This window comes from Streptomyces rishiriensis, from assembly GCF_003112535.1.
Classification (GTDB): domain Bacteria; phylum Actinomycetota; class Actinomycetes; order Streptomycetales; family Streptomycetaceae; genus Streptomyces; species Streptomyces rishiriensis.
On sequence record NZ_BEWA01000006.1, the window covers coordinates 134,334 to 160,607 of the forward strand.

Here is a 26,274-nt window from a genome sequence, read left to right on the forward strand (position 1 = left end):
GTGCGAATGCGACACTGGCCCTCGGATGGCCGGATCCCGATGCCGTCCGGTGGGCCGGGCAGAACAGGGCCGGGCAGGGCGTGCAGCCGGGCCGAGCAGGGCGTGCGGCCGGGCGGAGAACGACACGGAGGCGGACGATGGACGAGGCACGGGCGCGCGACGTACTGGCCGCGACGGGAGTGCTGCCCGGTCCGGCGGCCGACGCGCGGCTGCTCGCCCTGGGTGAGAACGCGGTGTTCGCCGCCGGCGACCTGGTGGTGAAGGTGGGGCGCGACGCCGAACTCCTCGACCGGGCCCGGCGCGAGCTGGACATCGCGGCGTGGCTCGCCGACGCGGGCGTCCCCGCGGTGCGGGCGGCCGCGCCGGATCCGCTGCTGTCCGAAGGGCTTCCGGTGACGGTGTGGCACCGGCTGCCCGACCCGGTCCGGCCTGCCGGGCCGCGGGATCTGGCCGAACTGCTGCGCCTGGTGCACTCGTTGCCCGTCCCGTCCTTCGGCCTGCCGCCGCGCGACCTGCTGTCCGGGGTGGAGCGCTGGCTGCGGCTCGCCGGTGACGCCGTCGATCCGGCGGACGCCGCGTATCTGCGGGAGCGTCGCGACGGCTATGCGGCGGCGGCCGCCGCGCTCACCCCGCAGCTGGCGCCGGGTCCGATCCACGGGGACGCGCTGCCCCGCAATGTGCACGTCGGGCCCGACGGCCCCGTCCTGGTCGACCTGGAGACCGTCTCCGCCGATCTGCGCGAGCACGACCTGGTGGTGATGGCGCTCTCCCGCGACCGGTACGGCCTGCCCGCCTCGGACTACGACGCGTTCACCGAGGCGTACGGCTGGGACGTGCGGGAGTGGGCGGGCTGCGACGTCCTGCGGGGCGCACGCGAGACCGCGAGCTGCGCCTGGGTCGCCCAGCACGCGCCCACGAACCCCGAGGCGCTCGCGGAATTCCGACGCCGGGTGGCGTCGCTGCGGGACGGAGACGAGGAGGTGCGGTGGTATCCGTTCTGATCCGCGTACTGCGGGAGTGGCGCACCGCCGCTCGGCCCGGGCAGAGCGCCCCTGGCGCATCCGCCGGAAGCTGAAGGCTCCGGACCGAGCGCCGACAGCCGGCGCCGACAGCCGGCGGCGGCTGACGGCTGACGGCTGACGGCTGACGGCTGACGGCTGACGGCTACGGCTGACGGCTGACGGCTGACGGCTGACGGCTGACGGCTGACGGCTGACGGCAGCAGCTCGTCTCTCATCCCTCGTCTCTCATCCCTCGTCACTCGTCCCTCGTCCCTCGGTGCGGCCCGCACTCCGGGCTCGACTTGGCAGGCGGCAGAGGGGCCACAGGCGGGACCTCAGGCGGGGTTCGTGGCCGGCGAGCGCATCGGCCAGGCGCCGTCCACCACGGCGTCCGCGTCCCCCTTGCGGCGCAGGAAGCTCTGGAAGTCCGCCGCCCATTCGGCATACCACTCGATCTGGCGGCGGTGCAGCTCCGCCGGGCCGAGCGACGCGACCTTGGGGTGGCGGACGGCTATGGCGCAGGCCAGGCGGGCCGCGGCCAGGGCGTCGGCGGAGGCGTCGTGGGCCGACTCCAGAGGGACGCCGTACTCGGCGCAGACCGCTTCGAGGTTGCGCTTGCCGCGCCGGTAACGGTCGACCGAGCGGTCGATGGTGTACGGGTCGACGACCGGCGCCGGGTCGAGGCCGCCCAGGCGGTCGCTCAGGGACGGCAGACCGTGGCGGCGCAGCTCGGCGGAGAGAAGCGTGAGGTCGAAGGCTGCGTTGTAGGCCACGACCGGGACGCCGGTGCGCCAGTAGCCGGTGAGGACGTCCGCGAGCGCGTCCGCCACCCGGTCGGCGGGGGCGCCCTCGGCGGCGGCCCGCTCGTTGCTGATGCCGTGCACCGCGACCGCGTCGGCCGGGATCTCGACGCCCGGATCCGCGAGCCACTCCCGGTGGCCCAGGACCTGCCCGTCCCTGACCTCGATCACGGCTCCCGTGACGATGCGCGCCTCGCGCGGGTCCGTCCCGGTCGTCTCCAGGTCGAAGCCGATCAGCAGCTCCTGGTACCAGGCCATCATGGCCCCCCTTCTCGGTGGTGCTTCCCCCAGTGGTCTCCACCCTCGCATGCGCCACTGACAATCAGAGGATCGCGTTCCGCACGCGCGGCCGCGACCCCGCGCGCAGCCCTGGGGACGGGCAGGTCGATTCAGGACACCGGCCGCGAATCCGCCCAGGCGAGTTCGAACTCCTCTCGATACGCCGCGAAAAGTCCGCCTTCACCCACCTCGCCCGACTTGACCACCCGGTTGCCGCCCCGCAGCACCAGCACCGGCGCCTCCATGCCGCGCATCCGCCGCAGATAGGACTGGATCACGGCGATGCCGTCGGTGCCGTCGCCGTCGACGAGGTAGGCGGTGAAGCGGGGCGTCTCGTCGTACACCTGGATCTGGAAGGCCCCCGGGTCGCGCAGCCGGGCGCGGACCCGGCGCATGTGCAGGATGTTCATTTCCACGGCCCGGCTCAACTCTCCCCGCTTCATGCCGAGTTCGCGCTCGCGGCGTTTGACGGCGCTGGAGGCGGGGTTGAGGAAGAGCAGCCGGACGCGGGCGCCGCCCTCGGCGAGGCGGACCAGCCGGCGGCCGGAGAAGTTCTGCACGAGCAGGTTGAGGCCGATGCCGATGGCGTCGATGCGGCGGGAGCCGTCGAAGATGTCCTCGGCGGGGAACTGGCGCAGCAGCCGCACCCGGTCGGTGTGGACGGCGACCACGTCCGCGTACCGGTCGCCGACGAGGTCCTCGACGGCGTCCACGGGCAGCCTGCGCGCGGAGGGCACGTCGCCGCTGGTGCCGAGCATCTCCAGCAGCCGTGCGGAGGCCCGTTCGGCCTGGCTCAGCACCGCCTCGGACAGGGCGCGGTTGCGCGAGACGACGTTGCGGGTCACCTCCAGCTCGTCCAGCGCGAGTTCGACGTCCCGGCGGTCGTCGAAGTACGGCTCGAAGCAGGGCCAGTGCTGCACCATCAGCTCGCGCAGCTGGGGCAGGGTGAGGAAGGAGATGACGTTGTCGTCGGCCGGGTCGAGCAGATAGCCCTTGCGGCGGCTGACCTCGCGCACGGCGACCGCGCGCTGGACCCATTCCTGTCCGGCGGGCCCGGCCGCGGCGACCACCCACTCGTCGCCGTGAACGGGTTCGTAGATGGGCCGCAGCACGGCGGCCACCACGGCGCGCAGGCGCTGCTCGACGAGGTTCAGCCAGATGTAGGCCCGGCCGGCCCGCTGGGCGCGGGTGCGGACCTCGCGCCAGGCGTCGGTGTCCCAGTCCAGCTCCGGTCCGATGGCGTTCGTCTCCATCGGCCGGGCCAGGGACACCGTGCCGGTCGGGACCTCTGCGGAGCCCCCCTCGTGACCCTCGTCACCAGGGGGCAGCTCCAGCCCTCCCGAGCCCACCCGCGCACCGCCTTCCGCTCCCCCGAGCTCTCCCCGTCCCAACGATCAAGGAAGGGTACTCCGGGAGCGGCGGGCGGTGCAGCCGGATGGACAGGTCGTTTCTCAACTACCGTCGGCGGGCTCACCGTTCTGCCCGGCGAGGGCGGCCGGCGTGAGCGGGTTCATGGCCGTGACGTCCCTGGGGACCAGCGAGAAGCCCTGCCAGTGGACCGGCATGGGCTGCTGGTCCTCGTCGCGCGCGATGTGGTGGAAGCCCACGTTCACCCAGGCCACGGGGTGGGTGAGGGACTGTCCGTCCACCCACTTGTCGACGGAGTAACCGTGCAGCGGGGAGCCGCAGTTGCGCACGTTGTTGCTGGCGTACTGCTCGCACTGGTTGTACTGGGTGAAGTAGACGTCGTGCCGGGTGAAGGCGCGTCCGGAGTACTTCGTGGTGGCGCCGGGGACGAGCTCGTAGGAGCGGGCGTGGCCGTCCTTGTTCTTGCCGGTGGCGCTGACCACGCGCCACCAGCGCATGTTCTTGGCGTCGCCCGCGAGTTCCTTGGCGACGACGGTGCGCGTGGTCTTGGCGGTCGGGCCCTGCTGTCCGCCGGCGGGCGGGCTGACCACCGAGTCGTACTGCTCCACCTTGGCGGCCGAGTTGCCGTCCAGGCCGAAGTCGAGCCGCCAGAAGACGTTGTGGCTGTGGCTGGTGGCGTAGGCCTTGGCACCCTTCCCCAGGGGCCAGCCGCGGCCGTCGCCGGCGTCGTAGTCGACGGGCGAGAGGCTGCCGGTGGCGCCGATGTTCATGTTGATCGCGCCGTCGTCGGAGAAGCGCCACTCGGTGATGTACTCGTACCAGCCGACCTTGTTGACGGTGTACACGAGCAGGTCCTTGCCCTGGGCCTGGAAGACCTTGTTGCCCGTGTCGGCCTCCATGCGGTAGGCGTGGCCCCGCGCGCGCGTGGTGGTGCACAGGCCCTTGACGTTGGGGTTGTCGGAGAACGACTCGGGGACCTTGACCGTCTTGATGGTGCCGCCGGGGCACTCGGCGGGGGCCATGTTCACGAGGCCGGAGCCGAAGTTGTAGTCGGTGATGTCGTTGTACTCGTTCTTGCCGTCGTCGTACGGCACGTGGATCTGGGCGATCTTGGCGCTGTTGAGGACTCTGATCGGCTTGGTCTCGCCGGGCGGCTGGTAGGAGATCTTCTCCAGGACCAGGCCGGACTTGGCCTCGAAGCGCCAGCACATGCGCCAGGTGGTGCCGGTGGAGAGCTTCTGCTCGATGTGGTAGGCGGCGCTGCAGTCGGCCGCCGCCGCGGGGGCGGCCTTCGGCCGGGCGGCGGCCGGACCGGCGCCGGTGGTCGCGCCGGCGGCCAGGGCGGCCACCGAGAGGCCGACGACGGCCCCCTTGCGGACACGGCTGACGCCCCGCGGCCGGAGGCCGCCGATCGGATCGGGAACGCGCATGAGGACACGACTCCTTTGCCTCCCCGCGTGGGAGACACGTCGGAAAACGGAACTGGGAGGTGGGGCTGCGGGTCGGTTCAGCCGGTGAGCCGGGCGACCTTGCGGGTGCTGAGGTCGACGACCAGGGACCGGGTGTCGATCCACGGGCCGTTCTTGACCTTCGTCAGCAGCCGCGCGCAGCGGTGCTCCCCGCACTTGTCGAGGACGGCGGGTTCGGCGCCCGGCACCGCCCGGTAGACCATGCTGGCGAGCTGCAGCTGGTCCGGGGAGGTGAGCTCCTTGCCGGTGGCGTCCTTGTAGTCCGCCTTGAGGCCCGCGCCGAGCGGGTCGGCGATGAGCAGCTGGGCGACCTCGGTCTGCTCGGCGGGGCCGAGCGGCGGCTGGACGCCGTGCTGGACGCCGGTGGCCTCGACCTTGCCGGTGTCGAGGTTGACGGTCTTGGTGAGCAAGGTGTCGTTGCGGTAGTCGTAGAACGACACCTCCGCGCGCCGCGGGGCGTCGGGTTCGTCCACCTCGTCGGCCCGGGGCTCGGCGAGGTCCACGCCGAGACGCTGGGGGCCGCGGTCGCCGTCCACGTCCTGGGCGGCGTCGAACTGCTGCCGGCTGAGCGCGATCCGCTCCACGCGCGCGGTCTCGTCGTCGGTCAGCGGGTCACGGCCGTGCCCCCTGTCGCCCTCGGCGGGCGCCCCTTCGACGACGCCGGGCCCCACGGCCCCCGCCGCGTCGGCCTGCCGCCCGGCCGCCTGCCCGGCGCTCCGTCCGGCGCCCGGCCCTCCGCTGCCGCCTCCCTTGTCGTCCGCCCCCGCCGTGCCCGGCAGGGTGATCCCCACCATCACGGCCGTCGCGGCCACCGCAATGGCCGTCCCCGCCACCACCTTGCCCAGGTGGCGGCGCACCGTCGTGCGCACAATCTCCCCCTACTCCCCCTGATGCCCGGGAGTACGTCTGCCCCACTGGTTCGGCACACGTCATATGTCGGCGTATGCACCGGTCATTTGGTAAGAGGGGCGTAAGTCACAGGTGGTTCCATCAGTTTCCTGGAGACTCGAAGCCGAGGCGCCCCCACCGGGGGTCCAACACCTGGAAGAGTCGTGTCCATGCAGGTCTGGCCTGGAGAGGCGTATCCACTCGGTGCCACGTACGACGGCGCCGGCACGAACTTCGCGGTCTTCACGGAGGCCGCGGACCGAGTAGAGCTGTGTCTGTTGCACGACGACGGCTCGGAGACGGCGGTGGAGCTGCGCGAGAGCGACGCGTTCGTCCGGCACGCGTACGTGCCCGGCATCATGCCGGGGCAGCGCTACGGCTTTCGTGTGCACGGCCCGTACGACCCCGGTCGCGGGCTGCGCTGCAACTCGGCGAAGCTGCTGCTCGACCCGTACGCGAAGGCGATCAGCGGGTCGATCCGTTGGGGCGAGGAGGTGTACGGCTACCACTTCGACGACCCCGAACGGCGCAACGATCTCGACTCCGCGCCCCACACGATGACGTCGGTCGTGGTCAACCCCTACTTCGACTGGGGCGACGACCGCAGGCCGCGCACGGAGTACCACCACACGGTGATCTACGAGGCGCACGTCAAGGGCCTGACGATGCGCCATCCGGGGCTCCCCGAGGAGCTGCGTGGCACCTATGCGGCGCTCGCGCACCCGGCCATCATCGAGCATCTGACGGAGCTCGGGGTGACGGCCCTGGAGATGATGCCGGTGCACCAGTTCGTCAACGACCACCGGCTGGTCGACATGGGCCTGAACAACTACTGGGGCTACAACACGATCGGCTTCTTCGCCCCGCACAACGCGTACGCCTCCTGGGGCGACCGGGGCCAGCAGGTCCTGGAGTTCAAGTCGGCGGTGCGGGCGCTGCACGAGGCGGGCATCGAGGTGATCCTCGACGTGGTCTACAACCACACGGCCGAGGGCAACCACCTGGGGCCCACGCTGTCCTTCAAGGGGATCGACAATCCGTCGTACTACCGGCTGACGGACGACCCGCGCTACTACATGGACACCACGGGGACCGGGAACTCGCTGCTCATGCGGTCCCCGCACGTACTGCAGATGATCATGGACTCGCTGCGGTACTGGGTCCTGGAGATGCATGTCGACGGGTTCCGCTTCGACCTCGCGGCGACCCTGGCCCGCCAGTTCCACGAGGTGGACCGGCTGTCGTCGTTCTTCGACCTGGTCCAGCAGGATCCGGTGGTGTCCCAGGTGAAGCTGATCGCGGAGCCGTGGGACGTCGGCGAGGGCGGCTACCAGGTGGGGAACTTCCCTCCCCTGTGGACGGAGTGGAACGGCAAGTACCGCGACACCGTGCGGGACGTGTGGCGGGGGGAGGCGCGCGCGGTCGGCGAGTTCGCCTCCCGGCTGACCGGCTCCTCCGACCTCTACCAGGACGACGGGCGCCGTCCGCTGGCCTCCATCAACTTCGTGACCTGCCACGACGGCTTCACCCTGCGCGACCTGGTCTCGTACAACGACAAGCACAACGAGGCCAACGGGGAGGACAACCGGGACGGCGAGAGCCACAACCGGTCCTGGAACTGCGGCGTCGAGGGCGAGACCGACGATCCCGAGGTGCTGGGGCTGCGGGCCCGGCAGATGCGCAACTTCATCGCCACGCTGATGCTGTCCCAGGGCGTGCCCATGATCAGCCACGGGGACGAGTTCGGACGCACCCAGCAGGGCAACAACAACGCCTACTGCCAGGACAGCGAGCTCGCCTGGGTCGAGTGGCCCGACGCCGAAGGGCCCGGCGCCGAGCTGCTGGACTTCACCCGCGCGCTGGTGGGGCTGCGCAGGGAGCATCCCGTCTTCCGGCGGCGCCGCTTCTTCCACGGCCGTCCGGTGGAGGGCACCCACGACGAGCTGTCGGACATCGCCTGGTTCACGCCCGAGGGGAAGGAGATGGCGCCCCGGGACTGGGACCGGGCGCAGGCGTCCGCGCTGTCGGTGTTCCTCAACGGCAACGCGATCTCCGAGCCGGGCGCGCGCGGCGAACGGATCACCGACGACTCCTTCCTGCTGATGTTCAACGCCTCGGCCCGCCCTCTGGAGTTCGTGGTCCCGGTCGACCTCGGACGGCAGTGGCAGGTCGTCGTCGACACGGCGAACCCGCAGGCCGTCGCGCCGGAAGCGGGCCCGAAGCTGCAGGCCGGAGCCCGGCTGACGCTGGTGGACCACAGCATGACGGTGCTGCAGCGGCCCACCTAGGCGTCGTCGGCCCGGACGTCGTCGGCCCGGACGTCGTCGGCCCGGACGCGGTCGGTCCGGACGTCGTCGGCTCAGGCGTGGTCGGGCCAGGGGTCGTCGGCCGTGGTCGGCCGCGCCCGCAGGGGGAGGCCCCGGCCCCGTGAGGTGAATTCAAGGGGTCGGGGCCTCCCGCTGACGCGGACAGGGCCTCGCGTCCGCTAGCGGGGGGCGACCCGCCTGGCGGGGTGTGACACGAAACGCGACAAGGCGGGTACGTAGGTGGTCATGACCCCTGAGCGACGTGCCGCCCTCCCTCCCGTGACGCCCACGGCCACCTACCGGCTGCAGCTGCAGCCCGCGTTCCCGTTCGGGGCCGCGGCGGCGGCCGTGCCGTACCTGGCCTCGCTGGGTGTCTCGCATCTGCACCTGTCCCCGGTCCTGGAGGCGGTGCCCGGCTCCCTGCACGGCTACGACGTCGTGGACCCCACGCGCGTGCGCGAGGAGCTGGGCGGGGAGGACGGCCTGCGGGCGCTGGCGCGCACCGCACGCGAGCACGGCCTCGGACTGGTCGTGGACATCGTGCCGAACCACATGGCGATGGCCCCGCGGCACAACCGCGCCCTGTGGGAGGTGCTGCGCGAGGGCCCGCAGTCGCCGTACGCGCGCTGGTTCGACGTCGACTGGGAGGCGCAGGGCGGCCGGATGCTGGTCCCGGTGCTCGGCGGGCCGGTCGGCGCGGAGCTCGAGCACCTGCGCGTCGACGGCGACGTCCTGCGCTACCACGACCATGTGTTCCCGCTGCGCGAGGACACCGGGAAGCTGCCCTTGCCGCAGCTGCTGGACGCGCAGTGGTACCGCTTGGCCTGGTGGCGGCTGGCCCGCACCGAGCTGAACTACCGGCGCTTCTTCAGCATCTCGGAGCTCATCGGGGTGCGGGTGGAGGACCCGGAGGTGTTCGAGGCCACCCACGGCACGATCCTGCGCCTGGTGCACGACGGGGTGATCGACGGACTGCGCGTCGACCACCCCGACGGGCTCGCCGACCCCGACGCCTACCTGGAGCGGCTGCACACCGCGAGCGGCGGCCGCTGGACGGTCGTCGAGAAGATCCTTGCCGACGGGGAGCGGCTGCCGGACTCCTGGCCCGTGGCCGGCACCACCGGCTACGACGCCCTGCGCCGCGTCGACGGCCTCTTCACGGACCCCGAGGGGGCCCGGGAGCTCCTGGACCGCTACCGGCGCTTCGCGGCCCCGCAGAGGGACGGCGGGGGCGACTGGGCGGCCACCGTGCGGCGCGCGGCGTACTCGGTGATCGGCCACGAGCTGGCGGCCGAGACGGACCGGCTGACCCGCACGGCGTCCCGGGCGTGCGCCGACCCGGAGGATCCGGCGCTGCGCGACCGGGCGCCCTGGGCGCTGCGCACGGCGCTGACGGAGCTGCTCGTGCGGATGGAGGTCTACCGGCCCTACGCCTCGGGCGACCCGGCGGCGGTCGTGACCGAGGAGGCGGCGGCGCAGGCCCGGCAGGCGTTCGCGGTGGCGCAGGAGGCGGACGCGGTCGACGTGGTGCGGGGCCTGGTGCTGGGCGGGGAGGGGCCGAAGGGGGCGGAGCTGCGGGCGCGGTTCGCCCAGACGTCGTCCGCGCTGCGCGCGAAGTCGGTGGAGGACACGGCGTTCTACCGCTATGTGCCGCTGCTGGCGGCCAACGAGGTGGGCGGCGACCCGGGCGACCCGGGCGTGTCGCCGGCCGGCTTCCACGCGTACTGCGCGCGCGTGCAGCGCGACTGGCCGGTCACAGGGACCGTCGTGTCGACGCACGACACGAAGCGCAGCGCCGACGTGCGGGCCGCGCTCGCCGTGCTCACCGAGTGCCCGCAGCGCTGGGCCGACCTCCTGGAGCAGGTCACGGGCGCACAGGAGGACGTTCCCGACCGGCAGCTGGCGTGGGCGGCCTGGCAGACGGTCTTCGGACTGGGGCCGTCGGCCCCGGAACGCGTCCAGGAGGCACTGCTCAAGCACGCGCGCGAGGCGGGTCTCCACACCACCTGGACGGAGCAGCAGCCGTCGTACGAGGAGGCGGTGGCCGCGTTCGTGGCCGCGGGGCCGTGCGGGGCGCCGGGCGAGCGGGCGGCCGCGCTGCGCGACGCGCTGGAGCCGCACATCCGGGCGAACGTGCTGGGCACGGCCCTGGTGCACCTGACGATGCCGGGCGTGCCGGACGTCTACCAGGGCACGGAGAGCGAGTACCGGGCGCTGGTGGACCCGGACAACCGGCGTCCGGTGCGCTTCCCGCCCGAGGATCCGGGCGTCAAGGGCGCGGTGACCGCGGCCGTGCTGCGGTTGCGCCGGCGGCGGCCGGAGGTCTTCGGGGAGTCGGCCTCGTACGAGCCGCTGTACGCCGAGGGGGCGGCCGCGGACCACTGCCTGGCCTTCGCGCGCTCGGGCCGGGTCGTCACGGCCGTGACGCGGCTGTCGCTGCGGCTGGCGCAGGCGGGCGGCTGGCGCGAGGAGCGGCTGGAACTGCCCCCGGGCAGGTGGGTCGACGTGCTGGCCGGGCAGGACGGCTCCGCCCGGGAGTTCACCGGGCACGCGCGCGTGGCGGAACTGTTCGAGCGGCTGCCGGTGGCGCTGCTGGAGCGGGCGGAGTGAACATGGGTGAAAAGGCGAGAACACGCAGGTGAGCCTCGGCGTCGGCAGGGACGGGCGGACGCCCTTTCCGTGAGCGGCGCCTACGTCCGCGCGCCTCGCCGCACGGCGCTCCCCGATCTCCCCGTCGCCGGCGGCGCGCGCATCCGAGCGCCCCCCGGAGCCTCCCACGGGCGTTCTTGACAGTTCCCAGCGGCCGTGGGGTACTGCGGGGGCGAAGGCCGGGCGGACGAATACGGGGGTGAGTCTCCTGCCGGAGCTGCGCTACCCCACGGTGACCGAACTGACCACCTCAGCGCGGGCGTTGGCCATGCAGCAACGCGGCGTGTGCGGGCTGCGGCAGGTGGGGGTCTCCCGGGCGGGACGGCCTCTGCATCTGCTGTCCGTGGGGCACGCCAGGCGGGCCGTGCTGGTCGTCGCCGGCGCCCACGCGAACGAGCCGACCGGGGGGTGCACCCTGCTCGCGCTCGCGGAACGGGTGCTGTACGAGCGGGAGTTGCGGGAAGGCACGTCCTGGCACTTCCTTCTCTGCGCCGACCCCGACGGGGCGAGCCTGCACGTGACCCCGGCGCCGCGCAGCCTGCTGGAGTACCACCTCGGCTTCTTCCGGCCCGCCGGGCCCGAGCAGCCGGAGTGGTCGCCGGCGGTGCTGCCGCCGGACCGGCTGCCGCCCGAGACGCGCGCGCTGACCCGGGTCATCGACGAGCTGCGGCCCTACCTGCAGGTCACCCTGCACGGCACCGACCTGGGCGGCAGCTGGGTGCAGCTGACGAGGGACATCCCGGGTCTCGCCGAGCCGTTCGTCAAGTCGGCGGCGCAGTTGCACATCCCGGTGGAGACGGGCGCCTCCGACGCCGCGGGCTGGCCCGCGTCCGGGCCCGGCGTGCACGTGATGCCGGCCGCCGGAGCGGAAGCGGCCTATCCGAGCATGCCGGACGACGCACGGCACAGCACCTGGTACCACGCGCACCGTTACGGCGGTCTGACGGCCGTGGTGGAGGTGCCGATGTGGGCGAGCGACATGGTGGACGACCCCGCACCGCACCCCGCGCCGGCCGCGGCGATCCGGCGGCTGGCACAGAGGCTGCTGCGCGACGCCACCGAGGTGGAGCGCGTCCTCGTCGACGCGCTGCCGCGGCTGGAGGGCGTGGACGGGCCGCTGCTGCGGGCGGCCAAGTGGGCTCTGGAGCTGGTGCCGGGGCTTGCCGCGGACTGGACCCACACTCCCCCGGCCGACACGACGATGGCGTACGTCGGCAGCGTCGACGCCTTCGCCCGCCGGCTCCCGTTGCGGGCGGCGGCGATGCTGTGGCGGGTGCTGCAGGAGAGCGACGACCACGCCGCCCCGCACCTGGAGCAGCTCGTGGAGACCTGGAGCGACGCCTTCGCCTACCGCTTCCGGGCCCGCTGGGTGCCCCTGGAGCACCAGGTCGAGCACCAGTCCCGCACGGTCGTCGCGGCGGCCCTGCACGCCCGCGACGGCGCGGCCTGACGGACCGCAGAGCGGCCCCCGGCCCGACCGCCCGGCAGCGCGGCAGCGCGGGCGGACAGGGTGGGCGGACAGGGTGGACGGACAGACGGACAGGGTGGGCGCGGCACGCGCGCGTGCCGCGCCCACCGGTCCCGGTCAGACCTCGGGCACCTGCTCGTCGTCCAGGGCGAACACCGCCCCGGTCAGCGCCTCCCGCTCGCAGTCGTTGCTGAAGGTGTGCTGGTAGTCGACCGCGCGGCCGTCCCACCGCCCCTGCGCGCGGACCGTCACCGGCGCGTACACCAGGGGACAGACGCGGTCACCGTCGCCGGGGACGGCGTCGACGTCGCCGCCGGCCCTGGCCAGCGTGTCGCAGGCCTCCGCGGCCCGGGGGTGACCCTGGGGCGGGTCGCACATCAGCAGGGTGCCGCGGGTGTCGCTGGAGCGGGCGTCGCCGCGGGTGACGGTGAGCTGGAGCCAGTTGCCGGGGAGGGCGTCCTGCGAGGCCGCGAGGGCCGGGGCGGCGCCCACGGCGAGGAGGAGGGCGGCCACGGCCGGCAGGGCACGCCGTACGGCTCTGGCCGAACGGGATCGGGATCCGTGGGGGAAGTCGGAGAAGTACGTCATTCCCGGTGCATCGGCACGGCGGGCCGGGTACCCCAGACCGACTCACCCGAACGGGCCGGACAGGATCCGGCCCGGCAGGGCTCGAGCGGCCCCGGAGGGGACACTGGCCCGACCTGCTCCGGACTCGGACGGGCCCTGCGGCAGGCCTCGCACCCGCCTTACGGAGGGCCTCGTACCCGCCTTACGGAGGGTCTCGAGCTCGATCTGCAGCCGGACTCGTGCGCGACCTGCGAGGGTTCAGTTCACCGAGAGACGGAACGCCGTCCGCCCGAAGGCGACCTGGTCGCCCTCGCGGACCACGGCCGCGCCGATGACGCGGCGTCCGTTGACGGTCGTCCCGTTGGTCGAGCCGAGGTCGCGCAGCACCCACATCCCGCCCTGACGGCTCAGCTCGGCGTGCACCCGCGAGACGCTCTCGTGGGTCAGCCGCAGGCCGCTCGCCGGGTCGCGGCCGATGCGCAGCGCCTGCTCGGTGCCGGGATGCGGCAGCAGCAGCTTGGGCAGCCGCTCGGCCTGCCAGGCCCGGCGCAGCCGCACGGTGAAGCCCGAGACCGCCTCGACGCTGCCGAAGACCGCGCGGGACAGGCGGCTCTCCCTGGGCAGGTCGGCGGTGAGGACGGCGAGCTCGTCCGAGCGGCGGGCCGAAAGGGCCAGCTCCATGCGCCGGATGAACGTGTCGTGCGACAGACGCCCCATGGCGACGCCGTCACGCAGCACCTTCAGCGCCCGGTCGCGCTCCACGTCGGACAGCCGCGCGGGGTACGTGTTGAACTCGAAGGACGACGTCACGCTGGTGATTGTCGGTCAGCGAAACCCCGGGTGTCCAGAAGACGGGAAAACGCCACCGCGCGCGCGTGGCCACAATGGGAGTGTTCCCGAAGCGCATCGATCTCCGTTGGAGCACGATGGACGACGACGCGCTCCATCACGGTGAACAGACGAAGGGGAACCGTCCGTGCAGTTCGAGGTGTGGGCACCGCAGGCCGAACGTGTGACGCTCCAGTGCCAGGGCGTCGCACAAGCGATGGAACGCGATCCCGAGCGATCCGGGTGGTGGACCGTCGAGGCGGAGGCCGGGGAGGGCGCACGGTACGGCTTCGCGCTGGACGACGGCCCGCTCAGGCCCGATCCGCGCTCACGGCGCCAGCCGGACGGCCCCGAGGGACTCAGCGCGGTCGTCGACCAGGGCCGCCACACGTGGCGTGCGCAGTGGCCCGGGCGCCCGCTGCCGGGGGCGGTCCTGTACGAACTGCACGTCGGCACGTACACCCCCGAGGGCACCCTGGACGCGGCGGCCGGACGGCTGGACCATCTCGCCGAACTCGGCATCACCCACGTGGAGTTGATGCCCCTGTGCTCCTTCCCGGGCCGGCACGGCTGGGGATACGACGGGGTGTCGCCGTGGGCCGTGCACGAGCCGTACGGCGGCCCCGAGGCGCTGAAGCGTTTCGTCGACCGGGCCCACGAGCTCGGTCTGGGGGTGGTCCTGGACGTGGTGCACAACCATCTGGGCCCGTCCGGCAACTTCCTGCCCGAGTTCGGCCCGTACTTCACCGAGACGCATCACACGCCGTGGGGGGCCGCCGTCAACCTGGACGCGCCCGGCTCGGACGAGGTGCGCGCCTACCTGCTGGGCAGCGCGCTGGCCTGGCTGCGCGACTACCGGCTCGACGGACTGCGGCTGGACGCGGTGCACGCCCTAGCGGACACGCGCGCGTGCCACTTCCTGGAGGAGCTGTCGGCGGCCGTGGACGCCCTCGCCGCCGAGACCGGCCGGCCGCTGTTCCTGATCGCCGAGTCCGACCTGAACGACCCGCGGATGATCACCCCCCGCCGGGAGAACGGCCTGGGGCTGCACGCGCAGTGGAACGACGACTTCCACCACGCCCTGCACACGGCGCTCACCGGCGAGTCCCAGGGCTACTACGCCGACTTCGCGCGCGACTCCTTCGCCGCACTCGCCAAGACCCTCACCGGCGGCTTCTTCCACGACGGCACGTACTCCGGTTTCCGGGGCCGCCGCCACGGCCGTCCGCTGGACCGCGCCCGGATGCCGGCGCACCGGCTCCTGGGCTACGCCCAGACCCATGACCAGGTGGGCAACCGCGCCTTGGGCGACCGCCTCTCGGCGTCCCTCTCCCCCGGCCTGCTGGCCTGCGCGGCCGCACTGACGCTCACCGCCCCGTTCACACCGATGCTGTTCATGGGCGAGGAGTGGGCGGCGGGCACGCCCTGGCAGTACTTCACCGACCACACCGACCCCGAGCTCGCCGAGGCCGTACGGCGGGGCCGGCGGCGGGAGTTCGCGGCGCACGGCTGGGCCGAGGAGGACGTGCCCGACCCGCAGGACCCGGCGACCCGCGAGCACTCCTGCCTGGACTGGTCCGAGCCGCGGCGCGAGCCGCACGCGCGCGTGCTGGCCTGGTACCGCGAGCTCATCGCGCTGCGGCACGCGCAGGCCGACCTCACCGACCCCGACCTGGCCGACATCAAGGTGGCCCACGACGCACAGGCCCGCTGGCTGGCCTTCCGGCGCGGTGACGTCCGGGTGGCCGTCAACCTCGGCAAGGAGCCGGCCGCGATCCCGCTCGGCCCGCGTCCGGCCCGCGTGCTGGCCGCGTGGGAGCCGGTGGACGCGCCGGGCCCGGACGGACTGCTCCAGTTGCCCGGCCAGTCGTGCGTGATCCTGGAACAGGACTGAGCACGCCCCACGACCGGAACGGGGCGGGACGAACGGCACGGGCCGCCCTGGCGGAACGGGGCCTGGAGCAGCTTGACGGGGCGCGGCGCAGCGCATCTGGCCGGGCGGGGTGGCGGGAGGAGGCGAGCATTGCGGAGCGGGGCGGGACGCGGGCGCCCGCCGGCACCGTATGCGGAAGCCGGCCCCACCCCGGATGCGGCGTCGGACGCGTCCCGACGAGCAGGTGCCGGACGGCGACGAGCCGGCGGGCAGGTGCCGGACGGCACACCGGCGGGCAGGCACTGCGCGGCGCCCCGGGGACCGGACCCCGCGGGCACGCTCCGAGGTCCGGAGGCCGAGGCGGAGGCCGAGGCGGGCCGGTCGAGGTGGTCACGGCTCCTCGTCCGGTGGGCCTTCGCCGCCCTCCCCGCCCTCTCCGTCCTCGCGCAGCTCCGTCACCCGTTCCAGCAGGATGGCCTCCCACGCGCGTCCCAGCCGGGTGCGCCAGAGGGAGAGGGCGTCGGGGTCGCCGCGCCCGGCGGCGCCGCGGCCCTTGACGTGTTCCGCGAGGCGGACGACGGAGTCGCAGCGGGCCAGCCACAGGCCGCGCAAGCAGGGGCGAGGGCCGTAACCGGCAAGGGTGGCGGCCCGCACGGCGGCGCCGGAGCCCACGGCCAGGGCGAGGCCGGCGATGTCCTCCGCGGGGTCCCCGACGACCGCCTCGGTCCAGTCCAGGACACCGCGCACCCGGCCGTCCTCGCTCACCACGAGGTGCTCGCCGCGCAGGGCGTGATGGACGAGGACGGCCGTGGCGGGCTGGGCGGTCAGCTGGGCCGCGCCCGCCGGGGTGAGCTGGTGCAGACGGGCGGGGTCGAACTCGTCGGCCCGCGCCAGGCCTTCCGCGGCGGCCACCGCCTTCCGGCGCAGCGCCTCCAGCGAGCGCGGGGCGGTGCGCGGCACTCCGAGCGCCTCGGCCGCGCGAGGCGGGACCTCACGCAGCCCGCCGAGCAGTCCCGCCAGGTCGGCCTCGCCGACGGCCGACACGTCGTGCTCCTCGGCCGTGCCGCCGGGCAGCCTGGTGTCGAGGGTGTAGACGAGCCCCGGGGACCACTCGCCGTGCGCGACGCCGGTCGGCAGGGCCATGGGAACGTGCGGGCGGACGAGGTCGCGCAGCCGCAGCTCGCGCAGGCGGCGCCGGCCTGCCTCGCGGTCGGGGGCCAGATGCAGTACATGGCGGGCGCCGACCCACCAGGTGGTCTGCGGGCCGCCCTCCGCGACCGGCCGTACCTCCGGTCCTGGGCCGGCGGATCCGCCCGGACCGCCGGAGCCGGCCGGACCGCCGGTGCCGAGGCCGCTCTCCTTCAGGATCGCGCGGACCAGTCGGCGGACGGTGTCCGCGGTGGGTGTCGGTGCCTGGGTCATGATCGCGCCGTTGCCGTTCGGGTGGGTGCCGGGGACTCCTGGGTGCGGGTCAGTCCACTATGACCAGCTCGCGAGTGGTGTAGTTGAGACGGCGGCCGCCGCCCTCGGTGACGGTGACGATGTCCTCGATGCGCACCCCGAAGCGGCCGGGCAGGTAGACGCCGGGCTCGACGGAGAAGCACATCCCGGGCACGAGGGGCTGTTCCTCGCCCTCGATCATGTACGGCGGCTCGTGGGTCGTGACGCCGATGCCGTGGCCGGTGCGGTGGATGAAGTACGGGCCGTAGCCGGCGTCGGCGATGACCGCGCGGGCCGCCCGGTCGATCTCCTGGCAGGCGACGCCGGGCCGCACCGCCCGGAAGCCCGCCTCCTGCGCCTCGCGGACGAGGTCGTGCACCCGGCGCTCCTCCTCGGTGGGTTCGCCGACATGGACGGTGCGGGAGGTGTCGGAGCCGTAGCCGTCCTTGAGGCCGCCGAAGTCGAGGACGACCATGTCGCCGTGTTCGATGACGCGGTCGCCGACCTCGTGATGCGGGTTGGCGCCGTTGGGCCCCGAGGCGACGATCGTGAAGTCGACCTGGGAGTGTCCGAACCGGCGGAGCAGGTCGGCGAGGTCGGCGCCGACCTCCGTCTCACGGCGTCCGGCGAAGGGGACCCGCCGGATCTCCTCGAACGCCCGGTCCGCGGCGGCGCCCGCGGCCGCCATCAGCTCCAGCTCGGCCGCGTCCTTGACGGCGCGCAGCATCGGCAGCACCTGCGTGAGGGAGGCGTAGGAGGCGCCGGGCAGGGCCTTCTGGAGGCTGAGCAGGTGCATCGCCCACGCGTTGTCGCTGATCCCGAACCGGCCGCCGGCGTCGAGCAGGGCGGCGGCGACGGCGTAGGGGTCCTTGCCGTCGGTCCAGTCGCGCAGGCTGAGGGCCGGGGCGCCGGCCGCCTTCGCGGCGTCGGGGGCCTCCAGGGTGGGCACGACGAGGACGGGATCCCGGCCCGCGGCGAGCACGAGCAGCGTGAGCCGTTCGGTGGCGGCGGTGGGCGCGTACCCGGTGAGCCAGACGAGGTCGGGGCCCGGCGCCACGAGGAGGCCGGCGAGTCCGGCCTCGGCGGCCTCGCGCGCGGCACGCGCCATACGGGCCCGGTAGTCGTCGGCCGTGAAGGGCGCGGGGGCGGTGCCGGTCATCCGGGCCTCCCTGGAGGGACGTGGCGACTGAAGGTGTGACGGTGACGGTCGCCCGGACGCAGTGACGCCGACCAGACGGCCACGGGCAGCATCCTGCCCGTCCGGCGAAGGTCCCGCGAGCCGATTGACGAGGTTGCGGCGTTTCACCGCGGGACGCACCGGCCCCGGCCGGCGACCGTCGCCGTCGTCCCGACGCCTGCCCTCCGAGGCGCGGCGGCGCAGCCTGGACAGCGGGGTCCTGCGCCGGAACCCGTCGTCCAGGCTGCGCGCAGCGACGTCCCCGGCAGCCGGGACCGTCCGCCGATCGCGACCCGGCGCAACCGTACCGGTGGCACAGGCGCACCCCCCTCCACGGCAGGCGCGCCGATCCACACCCCTTGTCCCTCATCCCTCGTCGTACGGCCGCCTCAGGTAACGACTCCTGGCGTCACCGTCAACTGCTGGTAAGCGCCGTTACGGTGACGAACCGTCAGCCAAACCGTCTTGCCTGGGCGCGTCGCGTCGACCGCCCGGGCGAGGTCCGTCGCCGAGTCGATCCTGACGCCGTCGAACCGGAGCAGGACGTCGCCCCGGACCAGGCCCGCCGTGGAGCCGGGGCCGGGCACATGGACGGCGACGATCCTGGCGCCCGCGTTCTTCGCGTCCACGGCCTCCAGCCCCAGGGCGGCCCGGGCGGACCGCGGCGACCCCCCGGCGGGCGCGGACGGTGCGGACGGCAGAGACGGAACCGACGGCACCGACGGGTCGGTACGGCCGGAGCCGGCGCCCTGCCCCGCCTGTCCCTCCCGCGCGCCCTGTCCCGCCTGCCGCTGCAGCTCGGCCAGTCTGCTCATTCCGATCACGGTCGTCCCGACGGTGCCCAGTCCCACGCCTGACAGCACCAGGACGGCGCCGGCGAACAGGCCGAACGACAAGGTCGTCAGCCTGCCGCCCCGACGGCGTGCGGCATGCGGGCGTGAGCCCCGGTCGCCCGGACCGCCGCAGCCGCCGGACTCCTGACCCGGCATCGGCTTGGGACGCAACGCTGTCTGTTCCATGGATCGCCTCCGGCTGGTGCTCTACCCGGCGCACCGGCGCACCACGAGCCACGAACGAGTGAGACTGACCCCCGGCGGGACGGAGGACGGCCGGCGCGGGCCGCGGTCGAACAAGCCGCCCGCAGGACGCGTCAGCCGGTGCAGGGCGTCAGGAGAGCGACGAGTGCGGAACGCGAGCCGGATACGGGACGGAGGCCGGGTACGGGGCGAGGGCCGGCGACGCGGGGTCCGGCAGGAAGCCGTGCGTGCGGCGGGCCAGATAGCCGGACTTGTAGCGGTCGACCTCCCGATGCCAGTGCAGGATGCCCGCCAGCCAGTTCTGCAGGTCGGCGACGTAGTTCCCCATCGCCTCGCGGGCCTCGGGCGAAAGGCCGAAGTCGTCGTACAGGACGGGCAGTTCATGCGCGATCACATGCTCGAACTGCTGCATGCGCTGCGTCATCAGATCGTGGACGACGCCGAGCGCCGCCGGGTAGTCGCAGCCGAAGAAGTTCTGCACGACGAGGATCGCGTTGTGCATCTCCCCCTCGTACTCGATCTCCTTCTGGTATGAGAAGACGTCGTTGGTGAGACACGCGTAGTCCACGGCCGCGTTCTCCAGCGCGCGGACGACGCCGCTGCGGTAGACCTCCGCCGGGATCGCGGGGCCACAGCCCATCCGGCACATGCTCAGGGTGAGGTCGGAGCCGAAGGTGGCGCGGCGCATCTCCAGGTAGTCGACCGGGTCGGGAACGCGGTTCTGGAGCTGGTTGGACAGCTCCCACACCCAGCTCTCGGTCATCACGTCGACCGCGTCGCGCAGGGTGCGGCGCTGGTCGGGGGTCATCGCGGCGGTGGTGCGCGCCCACAGGTCGAGCAGGCCGCGCTCCATGGCGTTGACGGGGGCGACGGGCGCCGCCTCGCCGTCCACGGGCATGCAGGCCGACAGGCGGGCGGTGGTCAGACGGGCGGCCGCGAGGTCGCGGCGGCCGCCGAAGACGAGCGGATAGTAGTCGTCGCCGTAGGTGCCCCAGGCGAGCCACTGCGCGCTGAGGTCGAGCGCTTCGGGGGTGGCATCCGGGTCGAGGCCGGCCGAGCACAGCGGGAGGTCGTAGGCGGCGAGTTTGTCCTCGTCCCAGACGCCCTCCTCCAGGATGCCCATCCGGTGCGACCACGCCTCCAGACGCGGGCGGCACGCCTCGAGGTGCGGGCTCAGCTCCACCTGGAAGGGCATGTGGAAGTCGGGCAGCAGCGACGGGCCGACCTTCTGGAACGGCACGTGCGCGTACGCGCGCAGGCGTTCGGCGGCAGCCGATGCGAGCAGCGCGCCGACGTCGGCGGCGGACGTGCCCGGGCCGGTCAGCTTCTGCCAGGGCGCGCCGACGGCCACGTCCTTGTTCATGTAGCGACTGGAGCGCATGTGCCACTCGTGGCCGCCGGACTGCCAGTCCTGCAGGCCTTTGGCGTAGGCGGCGACGGCCGCCACCTCGTCAGGCCTGAGCCCCTTCTCGACGGCCACCGCGGGCACTTCGGTGAACACGGTGTGCTCGAACTGGTGGAGGCGGGAGGTGAGGATGTCGTTGACGGTGTCGGCGGCCTCCTGGGTCGTGCAGCCGAAGAACTTCTCCAGGACGAGCACACCGTTGCTGTTCTCGCCCTCGTCCTCGACCTCGCGTTGGTAGGAGAACAGGTCGTTGCGGAGATGGACGGCGTCGGAGAAGGTCTCCATCAGCACCCTGAGCGGCCTGGATCCGGCGACGGCGGCCGGGACCTCGGCGGCCGCGAACTCCACCAGCCCCGCCGACCAGGGCGCGCCGCCCACCTTGCGCCGCATCTCGATGTACTCGACGGGGTTGGCGATCCGCCCTTCGTCGATGTTGGACAGCTCCCACATCGACTCGTTGAGCAGGTGCTCCGTCGCCACGGCGAAACGGCGCCGCCAGTCCTCGGACATGGCCGGCACCGTGCGTGTCCACAGGTCCTTCAGGCCGGCTTCCACCGGGTTGCGCGGCTCGGGCACGGGCGTCGCCAGGTCCAGCGGCATGAACAGCGGCAGCCGGTCCAGATGGGCCTTGCCTGCGGCGCGGTCCGGGGTGCGCTTGAACATGTCGAGGAAGTGGTCGTCGAAGAAGAACACCCACACGTACCAGTCGGTGATCAGCGACAGCACGGGGCCGTCGCAGTCGGGGTGGGTGTAGGCGCAGAGCAGCCCGTAGTCATGGGCCTCCAGGTCGGACTGCTCCCAGATCCCGGACCCCTCCAGCATGCCCATGTCGCGCGCCCACTGGGTGGAATGGGCCCGCGCCTGCTCGACGTGCGGGTTCAACCGCGCGGGATGCGGCATGTAGAACTGCGGGAGTTCGAACGGTTGCGTCATGGCCGGGCCCTACCCGGGGGTTCTCACCGCCATCCGCGCGGCGGCACATGATCACACCATCGCGTGAATCGCACGGAAAGCGGTGAACGGTACGGCAGTCGGCATGCGCGCCGGCACACGCACGAATTCCCGGAGGACGAAGGGAACGCGGAGCACGAGGCGGACGAGGCGGACGAGGCGGACGAGGAGGTCCAAGAGGAGGCGGCGGCGGGGTCATTCCCGCAGCTGGATCAGCGCATGCGTTCCGCCGGTCCGCCAGCGTTGTCCCTCGGCGGCGACCAACGCGGCTTCCGTGGCGGCGTCGAGCCCGGTGATCACATCTGACTTCAACGTGCGCAGCGCCACGACCGGACCGGGGAAGCAGGCGGTGACGTCGGCGAACGGGGTGGTCGGATCCCATCGGCTGTCGCCCACCAGGCGGCGGTAGTTGAGGTCGCCCTTCACGATCGTCAGGGCCGCGCCCGCGAACTCGGCCCGCAGGTCCTCCGGCATCCGCGCGTACGGCAGTGGTGCGGCGGAGAACGGGTGGGCGCGCACCGTCAGGACGCCGTCGGCCATGGCCGCCCAGAGACGTCGGCCGTGGTCGGCGGCCGCTCCTCCCGCGCCTGTCAGCTTCCGCAACGCGTCGACGACGTCGGCCGTGGTCGCGTCGGAGACGTAGTACGGGTACGGCTTGACGTGCAGGACGACCCGGTCGCACTGCCCGTGCTCGAGGAGATGGGCCACCAGGAGGAGATCGGGGATCAGTTCGCGGCCCGCGTTGTCGGCGACCAGACACAGGGTCGTGCCCGCGCCCGCGCTCACTTCCCGGCCCCGGTCCTGGTCCCGCACCTGGTCCCGGCCCCCGTCCGGGTCGCGGCCCCCGTCCGGGTCCCGGCCCCCGTCCGGGTCCCGGCCCTCCTGCGGGTCCCGGCCCTCGTGCGCATGCGCGACCGCCAACAGGGACCACAGCGCCTCGCTGTCGTCGGCGACCAGTCCCGGCACGGCGGCCCGGCCCTCGGCCTCACCATCGGACAGCCGGAAGCCCAGGTCGGCGCGGTTGCCCCATAGCGAACCGTGCAGAAGGGCCCGGCCCCGCTCCTCGGCCGGTCGGTCCGCGAGGGAGTCGAGCGCCGACAGTTCCTCGTCGGTCTCGGCCGCGTCGAGTTCGGCGAGCTTGAAGGGGCGGAAGGGATCGATGCCCGCCCACGGCCCGGGGCCGAAGTACCCGACCGCGTCGAGAAGCCGACGGTAGAAGTAGCTCTCCGACCACAGCCACGGCACGTCGAACCAGGAACGGCCGGCGTAGACGTCGAGCCCCCAGTCCCGCCAACGATCCCGGTCGTGAGCGTCGTCGGCCAGCGGTTCGATGACGCCGTCGGCACAGGAGGCCGCCAACACGTCCAGCGCGCGATGGGCCTCGGGCCCGTAGGGAAAGGCGTCCCGCACCTGCCGGATGATCGCCGGATGCCGTTCGGCCAGCACACTGCGGGGAAACGAGCCGGGTTCGTTGCCGAGGATCACGGGCGGTGCCGGGGTGCGACGCATGCGGCTCACGGTATCGCGGAGGTGCGGAGGAAGCGCCTCTCATGATCGCTGGGCCCGGCCGGACGGGTGGCGCCGAGCCGGAAGATCGGGCGGTTCCGACCGTTCCCGCCGATCCGGCCGGCAGCGCGGGGACCGACCGGCAGCCCGGCTCCCACGCCCGCAGCTCTGCGGCCCTCCGGCCCTCCGGCCTCCGCGACACGTGCCGGACCCGCCCGACGTTCCGGGCCCCGGCACTCCGCGTGCACGTCGCTCGGAGTCACGGCCGCCGTTCCACGCCTCCACCCTTCGACGCGCCTGTCGTACCGCGTGTTGGGCGATGCGTGCTCCGACGCCTATCAGACCGCCGCCATGATCTCTCGTTCCAGCCGCGTGACGAGGGTCAGATAGCGCGGACGACGCGGTACCGGCACCAGACCTCGGATGAGGACGTACCACATCTCGGACATCCGACGGGGCAGCCGACCGGCTGGTTCGCGGGAACGGCCCACGACACGGGTGCCGACGAAGAAGCAGACCAGGGAGTGGGCCACGGCGTCGACGTCGACGTCCTGGTGGATGTCGGACTCCTTGACCGCGCCCACGAGCCGTCGCGAGATCAGGTCCAGCAACTCCGCGAACGGGTGCGGCAGGGGTGGCCGGACCGCCACTCCCCCGGTGGCGAGCCGCAGGCCGGCGCGGGCGATCGGCCCCTCGACCGACAGCCTGGCCAGACCGAACGTCAGACGCATCACGGCTTCGAGGGACGCGTAACCACGGTCGTCGATCTCCCGGGCGACCCGGCGGGCGGCCTGGGACTGCAGCTCCATGATGGCGTGGGCCAGATCCTCCTTCGCCGCGAAGTGGAAGTACAAGGCTCCCTTGGTGACATGGGCGTGCGCGACGATGTCACTGAGGCTTGTCGACTCGTAGCCGCGCCGGTCGAACAGATCGGCGGCGGCCGTGATGATCGTCGTGCGGGTCTGTTCGGCGCGTAACTGCCTCGCCATCGGCTGATACTCTCCCGGGCCGGTAAAGAACGGGTCATGCCGTTTTTTCTTACCCCACGTAGACCATAGCTCACCGTGTGGCAATGGCGACCAGGTCGCGAAGATCGCCGACTCCCGTGACGATGACCGGACTTGCCCGCAGAGGACGGCTACTTGAGCAGCCCGCCTCCAACAAGAAACGTACCAGTGGCACACTCCGAACGGCCATCGAAAGAGACGGGATGCGCGGTTTCTGGAGCGATTACCAGAGGGCCGGGTTCTGGGGAGACGTACTGACACGTGTAATCAATGCCGAAACTGATCGTGTCACGCAACGGACCGTCTGTTCCCGGTCGCTTCGCGGATGGTACGGGGAAACAGTTTGCAACCAGAGTTACAGCAACAATCGCGGAAACGGTTGCGACCACGGTTGCAGCACCGGCCCCGGCAACGGTCGCGGCACCGGACCCGGCAACAGTTGCGACCACGATTACAGCACCGATTCCAGCAAGGGTTGCGACCGCGGTTACGGCGGCCGTAGCGGAAACCGTTGCGACCACGGTTGCGGCGGCTCTTGCGGAATCAGACGTGAGGCGGGCCGGTCGGTGTCCATCCACACCGGCCGGCCCGCCCGTTCATGGTGACCCGACCACTGCGACGGTCTGCTCAGAAGCCGGAAAGGCCTTCAGGAAACGTCGATCAACAGGTCGGCCAGACCCTCGGTCAGAAAGTCAGCTTCCAGCCGTTGAGCCTTCCCGTGTCCTGCGCGGCCGTGTCCTGCACGCGCAGCTTCCAGGTGCCGTTGGCGGCTTCCGCGGAGGCGTTGACCGAGTAGGTGGTGTTGAGGTCGTCCGCGGAGTCGGAGCTGCTTGCCGCCTTCAGGCGGTAGGCGGTCCCGTCGGGCGCGACAAGATCGACGACCAGGTCACGAGGCAAAGGATCGGTCATACGGATACGGGGAAACCCTCGATCCGGCCGGAAACCCACCCTCGCCGAGCACGATCGGTCACGGAACAGCCGATGTGATCCGGTCGGCTCCGAACCTGCCGGCTCCGATCCAGCGGAATGCGATCCGGCGGGCCCGGTGCTCGCGGGCGCAGGCACTGGCCCTGGCACTGGCACTGGCGATGAACCGGCACTGGCACTGGCGATGAACCGGCCCTGGCACTGGCGATGAACCGGCCCTGGCGCTGGCGCTGAACCGGCCCTGGCGCTGGCGCTGAACGCGCCGCGCCGGATTCCCGTACTCACCACAGACCGTTCCCGCGCCGGCCGAGGAGACGTCCCCGATGCCCCGCATGACCGCACACCGCACCGCAGCCCTCGCGGCCACCGCCGTGGGTCCGCTTCTGCTGGGCCTGTGGGCCGCCGGGCCGGCCCAGGCGCACGGCGCCCCGACGGATCCGGTCAGCCGGGTCTACGCCTGCTCCCCCGAGGGTGGCGCCGCCGCCCGCACGGCGGCCTGCCGGGCTGCCGTCGACGCGAACGGCTCCTCCTTCGCGGCCTGGGACAACCTGCGGGTGGCCAACGTGAACGGCCGAGACCGGCAGACCGTCCCTGACGGGCAGTTGTGCAGCGGAGGCCTGGCCGCCTACAAGGGGCTCGACCTCGCCCGCACCGACTGGCCGTCGACCAGACTGGCCCCGGGCGGGACGCTGCGCATGACGTACGCCTCGACGATCGCGCACACCGGGACGTTCAAGCTGTATCTGACGAAACCCGGGTACGACCCGTCGAAACCGCTTACCTGGTCCGATCTGCCGGAGCGGCCGTTCGCCGAGGTCAAGGACCCGGAGCTGAAGAACGGCGCCTACCGCTTCACGGCGAAGCTGCCCGCGGACCGGACGGGACGGCAGATGCTGTACACGATCTGGCAGAACAGCAGCACGCCCGACACCTATTACTCCTGCTCGGACGTGGTTTTCTCGACATCGGCCTCGCAAAGCAGAGCGGAGAACAAGCCGGCGAGCACACCGGTGAGCAAGGCGCCGGTTTTGGCCACGCCGACGTCTCCGGGGAGCGGGGCCCCGTCGTCGGCGTCCGGCGGTCCTTCCGCGTCGGCCTCCTCAGGCTCCGCGTCGTCGGGCACCCCGTCATCGGCGCAGGCCGTCGTGGCCGAGCCCAGGAGCACCCCGGTGGCGTCCGACACAACGGCCGGCTCCGGACCGTCGGCGCCGATGCTTGCGGGCGGCGCGGCGGCGGTGCTGGCCCTTACCGGCGGGACGGCCCTGGCCGTGCGGCTTCGCCGGCGCTGAGCCCGGTTGATCAAAGGGGCGGCATACGTAACTCCGGTT

The 26,274-nt window shown here is 72.8% G+C and carries 19 protein-coding genes; 6 read left to right on the forward strand and 13 right to left on the reverse strand.

The window, feature by feature from the left end:
- Positions 1–137: 137 nt before the first annotated feature.
- Positions 138–1,001 (forward strand): phosphotransferase enzyme family protein, encoded by an 864-nt coding sequence (locus Sri02f_RS11995; protein WP_109001131.1) that lies wholly within the window; start codon positions 138–140, stop codon positions 999–1,001.
- A gap of 335 nt (positions 1,002–1,336) precedes the next feature.
- On the opposite strand, the gene Sri02f_RS12000 is transcribed toward Sri02f_RS11995, so the two are convergent.
- The 4 genes from Sri02f_RS12000 to Sri02f_RS12015 form a co-directional block, all read right to left on the reverse strand.
- Positions 1,337–2,059, reverse strand: a complete 723-nt coding sequence (locus Sri02f_RS12000; RefSeq protein WP_109001244.1) for a 3'-5' exonuclease — start codon at positions 2,057–2,059, stop codon at positions 1,337–1,339.
- 131 nt (positions 2,060–2,190) lie between these two features.
- Positions 2,191–3,429, reverse strand: coding sequence for a DUF5919 domain-containing protein (locus tag Sri02f_RS12005; RefSeq protein ID WP_109001132.1), 1,239 nt, complete (start codon positions 3,427–3,429; stop codon positions 2,191–2,193).
- A gap of 102 nt (positions 3,430–3,531) precedes the next feature.
- Entirely contained in the window at positions 3,532–4,878 is a 1,347-nt protein-coding gene (locus Sri02f_RS12010) for a copper amine oxidase (RefSeq protein ID WP_109001133.1), read from the reverse strand.
- A gap of 77 nt (positions 4,879–4,955) precedes the next feature.
- The gene (locus Sri02f_RS12015) at positions 4,956–5,786 is read right to left on the reverse strand and encodes a Tat pathway signal sequence domain protein (protein ID WP_109001134.1); all 831 of its coding nucleotides are present in this window, start codon (positions 5,784–5,786) and stop codon (positions 4,956–4,958) included.
- Between the two features lie 189 nt (positions 5,787–5,975).
- Between Sri02f_RS12015 and glgX the strand changes: the two genes are divergently transcribed.
- The 3 genes from glgX (at position 5,976) to Sri02f_RS12030 (ending at position 12,210) form a co-directional block, all read left to right on the forward strand.
- Complete coding sequence (glgX, locus tag Sri02f_RS12020; RefSeq protein WP_109001245.1) at positions 5,976–8,093, forward strand: glycogen debranching protein GlgX; 2,118 nt, start codon at positions 5,976–5,978, stop codon at positions 8,091–8,093.
- 264 nt (positions 8,094–8,357) lie between these two features.
- Positions 8,358–10,721: a malto-oligosyltrehalose synthase gene (treY, locus tag Sri02f_RS12025; protein ID WP_109001135.1), complete on the forward strand. Its 2,364-nt coding sequence runs from the start codon at positions 8,358–8,360 to the stop codon at positions 10,719–10,721.
- 238 nt (positions 10,722–10,959) lie between these two features.
- The gene (locus Sri02f_RS12030; RefSeq protein WP_109001136.1) at positions 10,960–12,210 is read left to right on the forward strand and encodes a M14 family zinc carboxypeptidase; all 1,251 of its coding nucleotides are present in this window, start codon (positions 10,960–10,962) and stop codon (positions 12,208–12,210) included.
- Positions 12,211–12,345: 135 nt separating this feature from the next.
- Here Sri02f_RS12030 and Sri02f_RS12035 read toward each other — a convergent pair whose 3' ends face one another.
- Positions 12,346–12,816: an SSI family serine proteinase inhibitor gene (locus Sri02f_RS12035; RefSeq protein ID WP_109001137.1), complete on the reverse strand. Its 471-nt coding sequence runs from the start codon at positions 12,814–12,816 to the stop codon at positions 12,346–12,348.
- A gap of 237 nt (positions 12,817–13,053) precedes the next feature.
- The gene (locus tag Sri02f_RS12040) at positions 13,054–13,605 is read right to left on the reverse strand and encodes an FHA domain-containing protein (protein WP_109001138.1); all 552 of its coding nucleotides are present in this window, start codon (positions 13,603–13,605) and stop codon (positions 13,054–13,056) included.
- 166 nt (positions 13,606–13,771) lie between these two features.
- Here Sri02f_RS12040 and treZ point away from each other — a divergent pair, with 166 nt between their 5' ends.
- On the forward strand, positions 13,772–15,517 hold the full coding sequence (gene treZ / locus Sri02f_RS12045; RefSeq protein ID WP_109001139.1) for a malto-oligosyltrehalose trehalohydrolase: 1,746 nt from the start codon (positions 13,772–13,774) through the stop codon (positions 15,515–15,517).
- 369 nt (positions 15,518–15,886) lie between these two features.
- Here the strand turns inward: treZ and Sri02f_RS12050 are convergent, their stop codons facing one another.
- The 7 genes from Sri02f_RS12050 to Sri02f_RS43840 all read right to left on the reverse strand — a co-directional run bounded on the left by Sri02f_RS12050 (position 15,887) and on the right by Sri02f_RS43840 (position 25,288).
- Positions 15,887–16,918 (reverse strand): aminoglycoside phosphotransferase family protein, encoded by a 1,032-nt coding sequence (locus Sri02f_RS12050; RefSeq protein WP_109001140.1) that lies wholly within the window; start codon positions 16,916–16,918, stop codon positions 15,887–15,889.
- 49 nt (positions 16,919–16,967) lie between these two features.
- Positions 16,968–18,095, reverse strand: coding sequence for an aminopeptidase P family protein (locus Sri02f_RS12055; RefSeq protein WP_109001141.1), 1,128 nt, complete (start codon positions 18,093–18,095; stop codon positions 16,968–16,970).
- 407 nt (positions 18,096–18,502) lie between these two features.
- Positions 18,503–19,132 carry a PDZ domain-containing protein gene (locus Sri02f_RS12060; protein WP_109001142.1) on the reverse strand — a complete coding sequence of 210 codons (630 nt, stop codon included), beginning with the start codon at positions 19,130–19,132 and terminating at the stop codon, positions 18,503–18,505.
- A 148-nt stretch (positions 19,133–19,280) separates the two neighbouring features.
- Positions 19,281–21,488 carry a germacradienol/geosmin synthase Cyc2 gene (gene cyc2 / locus Sri02f_RS12065; RefSeq protein WP_109001143.1) on the reverse strand — a complete coding sequence of 736 codons (2,208 nt, stop codon included), beginning with the start codon at positions 21,486–21,488 and terminating at the stop codon, positions 19,281–19,283.
- 213 nt (positions 21,489–21,701) lie between these two features.
- Positions 21,702–23,015 (reverse strand): damage-control phosphatase ARMT1 family protein, encoded by a 1,314-nt coding sequence (locus Sri02f_RS12075; protein WP_109001144.1) that lies wholly within the window; start codon positions 23,013–23,015, stop codon positions 21,702–21,704.
- A gap of 335 nt (positions 23,016–23,350) precedes the next feature.
- Positions 23,351–24,001, reverse strand: a complete 651-nt coding sequence (locus tag Sri02f_RS12080; RefSeq protein WP_109001145.1) for a ScbR family autoregulator-binding transcription factor — start codon at positions 23,999–24,001, stop codon at positions 23,351–23,353.
- Between the two features lie 702 nt (positions 24,002–24,703).
- Positions 24,704–25,288, reverse strand: a complete 585-nt coding sequence (locus tag Sri02f_RS43840; RefSeq protein ID WP_307721031.1) for a proprotein convertase P-domain-containing protein — start codon at positions 25,286–25,288, stop codon at positions 24,704–24,706.
- Between Sri02f_RS43840 and Sri02f_RS12090 the strand changes: the two genes are divergently transcribed.
- On the forward strand, positions 25,270–26,235 hold the full coding sequence (locus tag Sri02f_RS12090) for a lytic polysaccharide monooxygenase auxiliary activity family 9 protein (protein WP_109001146.1): 966 nt from the start codon (positions 25,270–25,272) through the stop codon (positions 26,233–26,235). The genes Sri02f_RS43840 and Sri02f_RS12090 overlap by 19 nt on opposite strands.
- Positions 26,236–26,274 lie beyond the last annotated feature (39 nt).

Coding starts and splice junctions, on each gene's coding strand:
- Sri02f_RS12000 (WP_109001244.1), bottom strand. CDS start 2,059: ATGGCCTGGTACCAGGAGCTGCTGATCGGCTTCGACCTGGAGACGACC.
- Sri02f_RS12080 (WP_109001145.1), bottom strand. CDS start 24,001: ATGGCGAGGCAGTTACGCGCCGAACAGACCCGCACGACGATCATCACG.
- Sri02f_RS12035 (WP_109001137.1), bottom strand. CDS start 12,816: ATGACGTACTTCTCCGACTTCCCCCACGGATCCCGATCCCGTTCGGCC.
- Sri02f_RS12060 (WP_109001142.1), bottom strand. CDS start 19,132: ATGGAACAGACAGCGTTGCGTCCCAAGCCGATGCCGGGTCAGGAGTCC.
- treY (WP_109001135.1), top strand. CDS start 8,358: ATGACCCCTGAGCGACGTGCCGCCCTCCCTCCCGTGACGCCCACGGCC.
- cyc2 (WP_109001143.1), bottom strand. CDS start 21,488: ATGACGCAACCGTTCGAACTCCCGCAGTTCTACATGCCGCATCCCGCG.
- Sri02f_RS12090 (WP_109001146.1), top strand. CDS start 25,270: ATGCCCCGCATGACCGCACACCGCACCGCAGCCCTCGCGGCCACCGCC.
- Sri02f_RS12010 (WP_109001133.1), bottom strand. CDS start 4,878: ATGCGCGTTCCCGATCCGATCGGCGGCCTCCGGCCGCGGGGCGTCAGC.
- Sri02f_RS11995 (WP_109001131.1), top strand. CDS start 138: ATGGACGAGGCACGGGCGCGCGACGTACTGGCCGCGACGGGAGTGCTG.
- Sri02f_RS12075 (WP_109001144.1), bottom strand. CDS start 23,015: ATGCGTCGCACCCCGGCACCGCCCGTGATCCTCGGCAACGAACCCGGC.
- Sri02f_RS12055 (WP_109001141.1), bottom strand. CDS start 18,095: ATGACCGGCACCGCCCCCGCGCCCTTCACGGCCGACGACTACCGGGCC.
- glgX (WP_109001245.1), top strand. CDS start 5,976: ATGCAGGTCTGGCCTGGAGAGGCGTATCCACTCGGTGCCACGTACGAC.
- Sri02f_RS12050 (WP_109001140.1), bottom strand. CDS start 16,918: ATGACCCAGGCACCGACACCCACCGCGGACACCGTCCGCCGACTGGTC.